The sequence below is a fragment of the Shewanella marinintestina genome (assembly GCF_023283845.1).
Lineage (GTDB): Bacteria > Pseudomonadota > Gammaproteobacteria > Enterobacterales > Shewanellaceae > Shewanella > Shewanella marinintestina.
The window spans coordinates 26,789-39,809 of record NZ_JAKILC010000001.1 but is presented as its reverse complement, the minus strand read 5'-3'; the positions used below and the strand labels follow the sequence as shown (position 1 = coordinate 39,809).

General features: G+C 38.1%; 10 protein-coding genes, 4 tRNA genes and 1 pseudogene. 3 read left to right on the top strand and 12 right to left on the bottom strand.

The window, feature by feature from the left end; all coding sequences use genetic code 11:
• Positions 1-52: 52 nt before the first annotated feature.
• The 5 genes from L2747_RS00180 to L2747_RS00160 form a co-directional block, all read right to left on the bottom strand.
• Positions 53-126 (bottom strand) — tRNA-Cys (locus L2747_RS00180).
• A 459-nt stretch (positions 127-585) separates the two neighbouring features.
• A tRNA-Leu gene (locus tag L2747_RS00175) sits at positions 586-671 on the bottom strand.
• A gap of 80 nt (positions 672-751) precedes the next feature.
• Positions 752-825, bottom strand: a tRNA-Cys gene (locus L2747_RS00170).
• A gap of 13 nt (positions 826-838) precedes the next feature.
• Positions 839-914 (bottom strand) — tRNA-Gly (locus L2747_RS00165).
• Positions 915-1,577: 663 nt separating this feature from the next.
• Positions 1,578-3,014: a glyceraldehyde-3-phosphate dehydrogenase gene (locus L2747_RS00160; RefSeq protein ID WP_248997123.1), complete on the bottom strand. Its 1,437-nt coding sequence runs from the start codon at positions 3,012-3,014 to the stop codon at positions 1,578-1,580.
• 203 nt (positions 3,015-3,217) lie between these two features.
• Between L2747_RS00160 and L2747_RS00155 the strand changes: the two genes are divergently transcribed.
• Positions 3,218-4,060, top strand: a complete 843-nt coding sequence (locus L2747_RS00155; RefSeq protein WP_346347771.1) for a DUF2989 domain-containing protein — start codon at positions 3,218-3,220, stop codon at positions 4,058-4,060.
• A 235-nt stretch (positions 4,061-4,295) separates the two neighbouring features.
• Positions 4,296-5,306 carry a type I glyceraldehyde-3-phosphate dehydrogenase gene (gap, locus tag L2747_RS00150; protein WP_248997122.1) on the top strand — a complete coding sequence of 337 codons (1,011 nt, stop codon included), beginning with the start codon at positions 4,296-4,298 and terminating at the stop codon, positions 5,304-5,306.
• 280 nt (positions 5,307-5,586) lie between these two features.
• Here the strand turns inward: gap and L2747_RS21515 are convergent, their stop codons facing one another.
• From L2747_RS21515 to L2747_RS00125, 6 genes and pseudogenes are all read right to left on the bottom strand, one after another.
• Entirely contained in the window at positions 5,587-5,736 is a 150-nt protein-coding gene (locus L2747_RS21515) for a diguanylate cyclase domain-containing protein (protein WP_428848502.1), read from the bottom strand.
• 211 nt (positions 5,737-5,947) lie between these two features.
• Positions 5,948-6,256, bottom strand: coding sequence for a hypothetical protein (locus L2747_RS00145; RefSeq protein ID WP_248997121.1), 309 nt, complete (start codon positions 6,254-6,256; stop codon positions 5,948-5,950).
• Positions 6,257-6,401: 145 nt separating this feature from the next.
• Positions 6,402-6,677, bottom strand: a complete 276-nt coding sequence (locus tag L2747_RS00140; RefSeq protein ID WP_248997120.1) for a hypothetical protein — start codon at positions 6,675-6,677, stop codon at positions 6,402-6,404.
• Positions 6,678-6,983: 306 nt separating this feature from the next.
• Complete coding sequence (gene rimK / locus L2747_RS00135) at positions 6,984-7,934, bottom strand: 30S ribosomal protein S6--L-glutamate ligase (RefSeq protein ID WP_248997491.1); 951 nt, start codon at positions 7,932-7,934, stop codon at positions 6,984-6,986.
• Between the two features lie 21 nt (positions 7,935-7,955).
• Positions 7,956-8,360: pseudogene (locus L2747_RS00130) on the bottom strand (ATP-dependent zinc protease family protein); the annotation flags it as partial.
• Positions 8,361-8,657: 297 nt separating this feature from the next.
• On the bottom strand, positions 8,658-9,353 hold the full coding sequence (locus tag L2747_RS00125) for an SDR family oxidoreductase (protein WP_248997119.1): 696 nt from the start codon (positions 9,351-9,353) through the stop codon (positions 8,658-8,660).
• 756 nt (positions 9,354-10,109) lie between these two features.
• Between L2747_RS00125 and L2747_RS00120 the strand changes: the two genes are divergently transcribed.
• Positions 10,110-11,117 carry a protein kinase family protein gene (locus L2747_RS00120; protein ID WP_248997118.1) on the top strand — a complete coding sequence of 336 codons (1,008 nt, stop codon included), beginning with the start codon at positions 10,110-10,112 and terminating at the stop codon, positions 11,115-11,117.
• Between the two features lie 258 nt (positions 11,118-11,375).
• Here the strand turns inward: L2747_RS00120 and L2747_RS00115 are convergent, their stop codons facing one another.
• The gene (locus L2747_RS00115) at positions 11,376-11,936 is read right to left on the bottom strand and encodes a hypothetical protein (protein WP_248997117.1); all 561 of its coding nucleotides are present in this window, start codon (positions 11,934-11,936) and stop codon (positions 11,376-11,378) included.
• Between the last annotated feature and the right edge of the window lie 1,085 nt (positions 11,937-13,021).

Here is a 13,021-nt window from a genome sequence, read left to right as displayed (position 1 = left end):
TCACCAAACTCTTATTCTTTATACTTCTATCAGTAAACTGACTTAGAAGTTATGGAGGCGCGACCCGGAGTCGAACCGAGATCGACGGATTTGCAATCCGCAGCATAGCCATTCTGCCATCGCGCCCTCTTGATTCCCATGTTGCTAGGAACGAGGCGTACTTTACTTGATTATAAAATTGAGTCAACCGGTTATTTGTTTATTTTATTCAATTGCTTAAAACGCATTCTAAAATGGTAAAATATATTCAATTAGTGGTTATTTTATAGCTTTGAGTCGACCCCGTTTACTTGCGATCTGGTTTTCGTAGTTTTGGGTTAATTAATGACGGCAGTAATAAAGGCGATGACTGATTTTTCCTATTCAGGTAACAGCTAGTGCCTTTCGGTAATGGGTTGTATATTGAATAAGCTTATTACCAACCTGCTCGCTCATATTAAGGTGTAATGCAGAGGCTTTAATAGTGGTACCCGTGGTCGGGCTTGAACTGGCGCGCCTGATTTCAATGAAGAGTGCGAGAGATTTTTAACATCCACTTTATCTCAGAAACAAAAAAGCCCCCGCTTGATGCGGAGGCTTTGATGATGGTACCCGTGGCCAGACTTGAACTGGCACGCTTATTCAGCGAGGGATTTTAAATCCCTTGTGTCTACCGATTCCACCACACGGGCAAACTCTTTGATTTTGATGATACGTATTATCGGTACTAATACTGTCTCCGTTTTCTGGAAACTCACCAAATTCTTATTTGTGGAGGCGCGACCCGGAGTCGAACCGAGATCGACGGATTTGCAATCCGCAGCATAGCCATTCTGCCATCGCGCCACATAATGTAAATTGGAGCGACATATCGGGTTCGAACCGATGACCTATACCTTGGCAAGGTATCGCTCTACCAACTGAGCTAATGTCGCATTTCAATTTAAACTGCATTCAAGTTGTCGCTTCGTTCGCTTCCCCTTGACTACGGAATGGCATTCTACCGATTTAGATGAGAGAGTCAATCGTGATAAAACGAATTTATGACTGTTTGATGCTAAATTCATCAACCCTAGCGGGTTTTAAGCTTTTTGAGGGTTTTCATCCCTAAATTATCTGTTTATTGGGATATTTTGTGTCTAAATTTAATCGTAAGATCTTGGTTAACTATCCTTAGTAAAGCAATCAATATCGTTAACTGTGAGAATTCTATCCGTTAATAGAGTCAGAACTGTGACAGGAGACAAGTGCTTGTTTCTATTTACGTAGAGAAAATACTTTACGCAGATTAAGAGTTCATCAAGTACATATTACTTGAACGTATTTTTTGCTTATCGCTTAACCTTGAAGAACGACGCTATTTCCCAAAAGGTTTCACCCTAACTAGACATCATTGTCACGGCTGATATCAGCAAAAGTAAACCTTAACAACTACCTGCTCTCTTAATTGGATTCCAATAACAAGGATAGGCAGTTGTGCCCCCTTATTTGCAAGAATTTAAGATGTTCAGCCATGAGTTTTCTGCATCATAAAAAAAGCCTCTTTAGATAAAGAGGCTTCTTGAGCAAATACCGCTTAAGGTCAATATACGACTAATTTAACCTACTGGTAATGATTGATAGTTAAGGTTAAGCATTTTTTGCATAACACCTACTACCTGGCAGCTATAACCAAACTCGTTGTCGTACCATACATAAAGGATTGTACGGTTACCTTCTGCAATTGTTGCTTGTGAATCAAGTACACCTGCATAACGAGAACCAACTAAGTCACTTGAAACGATTTCAGTCGAGTCAGTGTAATCAATTTGGTTTTGTAGATCTGACTGTAACGCCATATCTTTTAGGTATTCGTTCATGTCATGCTTATTAGTCTCACCGTTTAGGTTGAGGCTAATAATTGCCATTGAAACGTTCGGAGTCGGAACACGAATTGCGTTACCTGTTAATTTACCTTCAAGTACAGGTAATGCTTTCGATACTGCTTTCGCTGCACCCGTTTCCGTAATTACCATGTTTAATGGCGCACTACGACCGCGACGATCTGCACTGTGGTAGTTATCGATAAGGTTTTGGTCATTGGTGTAGGAGTGAATTGTCTCTACATGGCCATTAACGATACCGTACTTATCGTTTACTGCTTTAAGGATCGGAGTAATAGCGTTTGTAGTACAGCTTGCTGCAGATACAATTTTATCTTCATCAAGAATGTCTGATTCGTTAACACCGTATACTACGTTTTTAATCGCGCCTTTAGCTGGAGCAGTTAAAAGTACTTTACTAGCACCAGGAGACTTAAGGTGCAATCCAAGGCCTGCTTCGTCTTTCCAAATACCCGTGTTATCAACTACTAATGCATTTGAAATTCCAAATTTAGTGTAATCAACTTCATCTGGAGAATTTGCATAAATAACTTGGATATAGGTGCCGTTGGCGATGATTGCATTATTTTCTTCATCGACCTCTACTGAACCGTTGAAAGGTCCATGCACAGAATCACGACGCAATAAGCTTGCGCGCTTTTCTAAATCCCCTTTACGACCACCGCGTAAAACGATAGCACGAAGTCGCAGCTTATTGCTTACACCAGTTCTTTCAATTAGCAGACGTGCAAGTAAACGTCCGATACGGCCGAAACCATAAAGAACAACGTCTCTTGCTTCTTCAGTATCTTCTTGGGTAATTGCATCTGCAAGTTCACGGCTCATATAAGCTTCGATCTGGCTTGCATCTGGATATTCACGCCAGTAATTAACTGCTAGCTTACCGATATCTACTTTGCACTGTTTTACCGCAAGCTTACTTAAAGCCTCGATAAATGGGAAACTTTCACGTAGTCTTAGTTTTTCACCAACATGGCGACGCACTAAACGATGCGATTTAATGATTTCGATTGTAGAAGCATTTAGCAGAGGTTTGCCATAGACGACGACTTCTACACCTTGGTTACGATATAACTTACCAAGTAGAGGCTGCATAGCCTCAGCCATTTCGAAACGTTCTTGCCAACTTTGTAGGTGTTTATCAGCGCTCATTAACAGATCCTTTATCTCACTTTTCTGATTTATATTCAGAAACGTTTGAGTAACAAAAAGAAAAGACCAATAATCTAACGTTATGTAGGGTGTCTTTCCCCGTTTGGTCAGCGACATTGTAATGAAAAGTTAGCTTTCAAGCTAGTCAGAAATTTTCGATAACGATGTAATTTTATTAGAAAAAATCAAGCTCGGAGCCTGTTTTGAATAGAAATTTTGTAATGATTACATCATTTTTAGTAATTCCCGCTTTTTTGGGCCTTTTAGGCTGTGAAGACCCGTCAAATACTCAGACGATTTGTAACAAAAATCCTGAACTTTGTGCCGATTTGCATAAAGATAGTTGGTGTAGATTTGAAAAAGGCGACTTAATTCGAAATCGTTTCAAGTTAAAAAATACCCTCGAGCCTACAGGCAAGCTAATATTTGACCAGTTAGTACACTTAGAACAGTACAATAAATGTGTTGAGTTGGCTGCGGGGGTGCAACATATATTACATCCAGAAAGAACCAATGATAGAGCAAGGGCCTTTGGCTTGAGTTCGCAAACATTGGCTGAGCTACAACAAACAACTAAAGGTAGCCTTGATCCTCACCTCGCCTTCTATCACTGGTCTAGGTTTAACGACAAACAAGCAGAAGCTGCATTATTCGCAGCAGAAAAAGCTGGTGAAATAGTCGATATTGATTTAAAAGCTGAATTGGCAACTTACTACTTGCGAATTCAACCAGCGAAATCGAAAAGACTATATGCAGAAGTGTTGTCTCTAAGTAATAGTGATAACTTTCAGCCTGACTGGTTATTAGCCTTAGCGACGCTCTATCGAAATGAGAACAATCAACAGATTAACTACTTACTATCTAAAACCAATATAATACTGACCCAAGCAAAATACTCTGAAAAGCAAATGTTAGCTTTAATCAATGGCAATAAGGATTTACAGATAAAACTAGACCAGGACGCAACCGAGCTTGCTCTACAGTTAAAATCTGGAAATTATCAGCAAAGTAAGCTAAAAATGTTGCTGGAACAAAAAACCTATTAAGCATGCTTTACCTGATTAACGTAAGCCAGTATTTTTTGCTCGGCAATAAATTTGCCAACCTGTAAAGTTTTTTGTACATTTTGATAATAAATGCTTAAAATCGCGATACGTGTAAAAAAATTACTTAAATTATGGCCGTGAAAGCGCTTTTATCAGCGATATAACTTGACGACGCCTGTCAGTTTGGTAATTTTACTACCAGATTCTATTTATACATTTACCTGAGGGATATGAGATGACTATCCGAGTTGCAATTAACGGCTATGGCCGTATCGGCCGCAATGTTCTACGTGCTCTTTACGAAAGCGAAAAGAACTATCCTATTAAGATTGTTGCACTTAATGATTTAGGTGACGCTTCAATCAATGCTCATTTAACTAAGTATGACTCTGTTCACGGCCGTTTCAATGCAAAAGTTGAACATGCTGATGACGCTATTTTTGTTAACGAAGATAAGATCCTAACTTTCCAAGAACGTGATCCTTCAAAGTTACCTTGGAAAGAGCTAGAAGTAGATATCGTATTCGAATGTACTGGTATCTTCACATCTAAAGAATCTGTTCAGTCACACCTAGATGCAGGCGCTAAGAAAGTTATTATTTCTGCACCAGGTAAAAATGTTGATGCCACCATCGTTTACGGTGTTAACAATGAACTTATCACTAGCGATATGACAGTGATTTCAAATGCATCATGTACTACTAACTGTTTAGCACCATTTGCTAAGCCGCTAAATGATGAAATTGGTATTGAATCTGGTCTTATGACGACTATTCACGCTTATACCAACGATCAGCGTTTATCTGATGTGTACCACACTGATCTACGTCGCGCGCGTGCAGCTGCGATGTCTATGATCCCTACTCAAACAGGCGCTGCAGCTGCAGTTGGCCTTGTAGTTCCTGAACTGGCTGGTAAATTTGACGGTCTTGCAGTGCGTGTACCTACAGTTAACGTTTCTTTAGTCGACTTGTCTTTTGTTGCGGCTCGCGACACCACAGTTGAAGAGATCAATGCCATTATCGAAAAAGCAGCATCAGTTGCGCCATTGAGCGAAGTACTAGCTGTAAACCACGAACCATTGGTATCTATCGACTTTAACCACAATGCATTCTCTTCTAACTTCGACGCTACACAAACACGTGTTAATGGTCGTTTAGTTAAGGTTATGGCTTGGTACGATAACGAGTGGGGCTTCAGTAACCGCATGCTAGATAATGCTGTTGCACTAATGAACGCAAAGTAATGTATTAGCACTCAAGCAAAAGCCCAGCAATTGCTGGGCTTTTTTGTCTCCTAAAGTTACTTATAACAATGGAACTATTTTAGGCTAGTGATTCATATTCAGCACAATTACGCCCGCTTTTCTTCGTTTTATCCATCAAAATAACTGCATGATTCATTAACTTTCAGCACAAGCGCTTAGATCTTTAGTATATAAAGCCCTTAGGCTCACTGAAACGTCGCTGTTTCCTATATCAGTAGGTATCTTTACCATTGAAATACAGTTTCAAAAAGGCAAAACTCTACGACACCGACTCGATCAAAACAGCTTTGTTTGGTAAAGCTACCTCGATTCTTCTAACTATTTCTATAATTGTTTGATCGCCAATATGATGACCAAACGTATCATTAATACTGTTAAATCTATCTACATCGAATAACATAAACGTCATACCGCTACTTGGTTTACCAAACTGCACAGCACACCTTTTATCCGCTATAAATCTAACCACAAATGCAACCCCCCTTGTTTATTCGTATAACGATGTAGAAACTCATTAGAGCCAATGAACACTGTTGAAAATAGGATAGTCCATGCTTTTGAATGATATGGATTGTATATCTAACCAACATTACACCGGCTTAATCCTTTAAGCTGAAAGTTTATTGCATGGCTATCGCTTCATCTAAGGTCTCTAAATTTTGGGTAATATAACTCAGTAAGATCACTCGCTGTGCTTTATTCATTTGAGTAGATAGTACTGAGCGATGCAGTTCTAGCGACTCTGATTTGTGACTGAGTAATGCTAGGGAAGATATTTGGTCTGGATTTAGATAACGGCTAAGTAAAACTCTGTTGGTCAACTTTATAGAAGCTTGAACATTCTCGCTAAGAATAGAAACCACATCGCTAGATATTACTTGCGATGCGATGCCCTTATCTTGTAGGTGTTGCTGCCTAGTTACTTGCATGAATTCCCCCTTTAAATCCGACTGATGCCAATTAACTTAAGGAGGTAAAGATTAACAATTTAACACTGTACTAATGCTAACAGTTGCTCGCTATTATTCAGCGCTTACAATTGATGGTAAGCATTTTAGGCTAATTTTAGAATGGTTAACTTCGCTTAATTCTAACGACCTTAAATATATCCATTTCAAAACCAGCTATACCCTGTTTATCTGGATAATAGGTAATGTTGACCCGAGCACCGGATAAACTTTTGTATTTTTTGGTACGTCTAAAGGTGAAAGGTGTATCGCAGTTGTCGATCATGACTGTATGAATGACCCAGTCTTCCTTAATTCTTTGTGTATGAGAGCAAACTTTAACATCTTCGGAATGAACGAGTTTGTCGTGTTTTACTAACATTTTATCTACCGTGGATTTCACACCTTACTCCATAGCAAAAAACTAATGTCTAAAAGTAGCACAAACAGGCTTTTGAGTAAAAAAATAGTCTAAAATTACTGACAAAGATTTGTATTCGGAAGTAGTTGATAACGAGTGTTTGCCTAGGAAGATTTTGACCCATTCTTTGAGGTTTAAAGGCGGTATAGCGTTTTTAAAGCTAATTCGAAAGTTGGATAAATATATTTATTAACGGTGAGAAGTAATAGCAAACGAGATGTTACGTAAATACGGTTAAAAAAAGCGCAATGCCTCTGGCATTACGCTTTCACATTGATTAAAGACGACTTACTCAGCTTTCCAGCCTAATGTCTTTTCAATAGATTCGATCATTGCACCAGCGATATCGATACCGGTTGCAGATTCGATACCTTCTAGTCCAGGAGAAGAGTTGATCTCCAATAATAATGGACCACGGCTAGAACGAATAATATCAACACCAGCGACACGTAGCCCCATTGTTTTAGCGGCTTTAATAGCCAACTGTCTTTCAGCAGCAGTAACTGAAACAATAGAAGCACTACCACCCATATGGATATTTGCTCTAAACTCACCAGGAGCCGCTGTACGTTCGATTGACGCAACAACCTTGCCGTCAATAACAAAACAACGTAAATCCTTACCTTGGGCTTCTTTAATGAACTCTTGCACTAGTAAGTTAACGCGCAAAGATTTAAATGCATTAATTACACTTTCTGCTGCTTTCGTTGTTTCTGCTAGAACAACCCCTTTACCTTGAGTCCCCTCAAGAAGCTTAACGATTAGTGGAGCGCCGCCAACCATATCGATAAGATCTTTAGTATCAACTGGTGAGTTTGCAAAACCACTTGTTGGAATATCAAGGTTGTTCTTTTGCAGTAGTTGCAATGAGAACAATTTATCTCTTGAACGCGTAATGGCATCAGAGGTATTCAACGCCATGATATTCAAACTTTCAAAGTGACGTGTTAACGCACAACCGTAGAACGTCATGCTTGGTCTAATACGTGGAATAACCGCATCCACATCATTTAAAACACGTCCACCACGGTAATGAACTTCAGGCTGTGAAGCATCTAACTTCAGGTAGCACTGCTTGATATTCAAGAATACCATTTCATGACCGCGTTGCTCGCCGGCTTCAATAAGACGCTGGTTACTGTAAAGGTCTGGGTTACTTGCTAGTAATCCAATCTTAAGGCCGCTCTTTTTAGCTGACTTTACGCCGTATAGCTGTTCTACTTCAGAATCTTCTTGCACACCTAAACAGAATGATTCAGAAGGGTCTACTAAGGTTTTGTTGCTCATGGCTTCACGACCAAGAAGCATACGATACCCCATGCTATCGCGGTTAGTTAGAGTTAACTCTACTTCCCAAGCATGACCACCTAGTTGGATCACAGATGCGATGACATAACGCTTCTCTGACTCGCCATTAGAACTCTTAACATTGCGGCGATCAATTACCTTACTTTCGCAGCGAAGGATGATCTTGCGACTGTTTTGTATCGGATGAAGCTCGAATGAAACCCACGGCTCGCCTTCTCTTTTAAAAGGGCGGATATTGACAGCATGGATTGATGATGTTCTGGCGCCAGAGTCAACTCTAGCTTTAATTGCTGGGACACCAAGAGATGGAAAAGCACACCACTCTTCACTTCCGATAATAAACTTATTGTCGCTCATTACAATTCTTCCAGTTAAGTTAAATTAAGGAGCGCGAAAGTACTCCTTTTTTCAGCAGATGCAAACTAATTTTTAGTTATTTTCTACATACGGATAAGATTTTTATAAAAATCTTGAAAATTGAGACATTCATCGCGATTTTATAGACGTATAAACGTCTGATGTCACTGCGAAAAACATTAAATATACAGGGTATCAAAATCAGTAAATCAAGGGTAGCTTCTATAAGTAAAAACTAGCCATGTAAATTTGTATTAAAAACACTCATTTTTCTATAAGAAAACTGACAACTTTTAATCACCAAGGGATACTATTACCTTGATAATCTAAAAACTCCCCGCTTTGCGCGTCACTTAATTCACCTATTACCATAGCCATACCTTGTACTGAAGCAGCCGGAGCTATCAATGCGTTTGGCCCGCCCATTTCTGTTCGTACCCAGCCAGGGTGTAGTGCTACACATTTAATTCCATCAGCATGTAAATCAATGGCTAAACTTTTAACGACAGAATTTAAAGCTGCTTTAGAAGAACGATAGTAATAACCCCCACCGCTACTGTTGTCTGCCATGCTTCCCACTTTCGATGAAATAAAAGCTAATACACATTCATGGCTGCGTTTTAATCTGCTGAATAAAGCTTGGGTGATCATTAGCGGTGCTAGCGTGTTGACCTCAAGTACCGAGCGCCACTCTTCTAAATCTATTGAACCAAAACTAAGCCCTTTAGGCCCATAATGTCCGGCATTGTTAATCAAAAGATCAATTGGTTGGTTTGGTAGCCTTTTAAGCAGTAATTCGATACCTTCAGGTTTGCTAACATCTAGCTCGTAAACGTTAAGTCGTCCAAATTCGTCTTTTAATAAACTGAGTTCTGGAGCAATATCCGGCTGTCGACAACACGCCGATACTTGCCAGCCTTGTTTTAAATAATGTTCGACAAAACTTAGCCCTATGCCACGATTTGCTCCGGTAATAACAAGATGTTTTGCCAAGTATTTGTCTCCCTTAATTCTCGTTATTGCTTGCATTTATCATTCTAGCTCAGCACTAATTGGCTTGCTGATTATTTGATAGCAACAAACTGAAAGTTAGATTAAATATAAGTATAAACAGGAGTTTGTTATACATTTATGATTAAACACAAATCAACCCATTTAAACTTCTTCATTATGAGTTCTATCAATAGAGTTATAACTCGCCAACAAATGACCTTGTTATCTTGCTATACCACCTGGAACACTTCACTGATTTTGAGCAAATGTACTAAGTTAATACATAGAATCCGGTCTAACATTGCGACAAGTTTACGATGGTTCGAGCATGCATTTTCAAAGGCTCAAGCACTAGTTTATTAGTCGCTATTGGGTGACACCTTTCGACTTTCAGTGATTTGATTGAAATTTATAGGAGGTTTTCATGTTACTTACATGTAACTCAGCCGTTTATTGTTGTTAAAGAAAGTGGCTTAGTTAAGTCGTAATCCATTTGTTTCAAATGGTACAAATTTTTTAAATCTCTTTCAATCACTTAGACTTTAATGCCGCAATCTAAGCGCAACAAGCAGGACCATGTGCCTAATCTATTCAGTATTTCTGTTACAAATAACAAAGAATACAAGACTGATACAAAGTGTTGTCACTTAAGTATAAGGGATCCTACTAAGATGCTTTATAATATTGTTTAATTTATTTAATAGCTTAATGACGAAAATTTCTTCAAGTTTGCATCTATAAAAGGAACTATTGCTAATGATGGTCGAGCAAGCAATCGCGGCTGTACTCAATAGGACAGACTTTAACAAGGTCAACCGAGTACAATCTCTTTGGTCTGGCTACGGTGAAATCGCCCGTTATGAATTTGTAACATCTAGCAAAACAGGCTCGTCGAATTACAATTCTTTTATCGTTAAGCAGATCTCTCCTCCTACTATTATCAATCACCCTAAAGGTTGGGCAAACAGCACTTCTCATCAAAGAAAATTAAATTCTTATAAAGTAGAGACTGAATTTTATAAAGTCTGGGCAAAATTGTGTGATTCACGCTGTAAGGTCGCTAATTTTATCGGTGATATATCTTTTGAAAACGCGGGTGTCCAGAGCCATTTAATTCTGATGGAAGATTTAGATGCCTTGGGATACTCAATGCGAGCGGATGCATTAACACTTGAACAAACAAGATTGACCCTGCGTTGGTTAGCGAATTTTCATGCAAAATTCGTAAGCCTTAATGACCAAGTAAAACCTTGTGGTCTTTGGCCAATCGGTAGCTATTGGTTCTTAGCTACTCGTTACGATGAGTGGTTAGCTATGGAGCCAAATAAATTGAAATATAGTGCATTATTTATAGATAACATATTGAATAACTGTAAATATAAAACACTTATTCATGGCGATGCTAAAGTTGCTAACTTTTGCTATACCACTAACTTTAGTGATGTAGCTGCAGTAGATTTTCAGTATGTTGGCTATAGCTGTGGTGTTAAGGATGTCATCTATCTTCTTGGAAGCTGCTTGGACGAAGAATCGCTATCGCATAATTTCACATCCTTAGTGAATTATTATTTCCGCCAGTTTTCGCAAGCATTAGCTAAAAATCAGCCTAAAGTTGACGCAGAAACTATTATTGCAGAATGGAGCAGTCTTATAGATTTTGCATGGGCTGACTTTGAAAGGTTTCTTGCTGGGTGGTCTCCAAACCATATAAAGCGAAATAGCTTTAGTCATAAAATAACAAGTCGGGCACTTGCAAAGCTGTAAAAATTAGCTCTGCTAGTTAAGTATCAATTGACATAATTTTTAGTATTATTCATAGCCTATCATCACTAGGCGTTCATGTCTTCAACCAAATGACAAGCTGAAAGAAAGTAAGAATTTCGACAACAATTCTAACCATCATTAACTATTTGTATTCTCTCTTTTCAGTAAATTAAAGGATTTTATAAATAGACACTTCTTTAATGACAAAGGGGAATCACAGGCTTGCAAACTAATGTAATTATTTTAAACCCGCTCTGATTATTCAGCCTCTTTTAATTCTAACTGCACTAACGTTCTCTGATCACTGAGTAAACTATCAATAGCCTGGTCAAAAGTATCAATTTGATTCGCTGCCATATACTCTTTTAATTGCATAACCAAATCATTGCTGATCTCTATATGAGATTTCTTTTTACGTTTTTTTATTTGAGATAGTTCCTTTCGAACCATACGCCAACCATAGTCACTAAAATAGCGGTTTAGAAGTCTATTACTTTCGGCCAATGCTTTAGTTAAATCAGCAACACCTTTGCGTTGTTGGTTTAAAGCGGATAAGCTTTCACTTAATTTGATGTAGTGTGAATTACGTTCTTCTAACTCTAAATCAACAAACCACTCAGCCCTAACATTAAAATCAGCCAAAGAAATCAACCTGTAGATTAGAGGGAGTGCAAAAACTATTTCGTCAGCTTCGAGAAGTTTAAGTCTTCTGCCTGCTTTTGGCTTTTCATTATGAAAGACCCATAAATGGTAAGTATCAACACAGCCTTCAGTCTGTAGGCTTTTATCGTTACTTTTCTTAGGAGAACTTGTGGACATCTTCTAACTCATTTTAATATGGTATAACCATATATTAACTTAGAAACAGTTAATAATGGAATATAAGTACCTAAAATTTAATATTTTTTTATTTTACAGTATCATTCACTAAAAATGGTATAACCATACTAAAATGGATTTTAGCTGATAACGGTAATAATTTCTATTAAGTGTCATGATGATATTAATTTTGAAACATTTAATATTAGAGATTACTTAATCATGGTGCGAAGTAGAAAATCGCTGCTGCAAGATTATCAATATCGGCCGGACGAAAGTGCCAGTTAAACTCGGCGTAAAACTTAATCATCTTTCTTATTAATTTGTGCCAAGTTCATTTTCCTTTTCAAAACGACGATCCACATAGAGTTACACTCTATCGGATTAGCATTAGAAAGCACTAATGTGATGGGTCAGTATTAGAACTCCCCTACTACAGTAGATTTTACAACTGGAGAACTGAAAAAAATCGCTGCGTTGTCCATTTATTCTTCTAATGGTTAAACCTACTAAATCTAACATTATGCTTTTAGACTACCGCTAAAAACACACATGAGTATACTGATACAGTAACGCTTTCAAAATTACCACATTAACATGGTATAACCATACTTAAAAAATACAGGTTGATAGCGGTAATGCATATGATTTATAAAAAACAATCACCAATCAGGTGTGCCATATCTGTTCAAAATTCAAGCAATAATCCATCCCTTAAAAATAACCCTAACAAAAAATGGTATAACCATACTATAAATCTAGTAACAGTGTACAGCTAACTATATCCAATGGCGAATCTAATACATTCTTTGGTTTTAGACTTTAACTATATGGATGGTTAATATTTGTGCAAAGCACGGGGCATCATTAACCTATAAACTGGAGTTATGGTCAATAACTATACACAATAGAGTTTTAAAATTCACTACCAGTGATAATGACGATTATCACTGGTAGAAAATAGCGATTTTAGGTAAAATATCGCTCGATTTAGCTTGTTTATCCACCAGCATAGCTTGTTGATGTAGGCGTTGATATTGTTATTAAACTGCTGTCAGCTGCAGATCTGGAGCAAACTAGTCTAA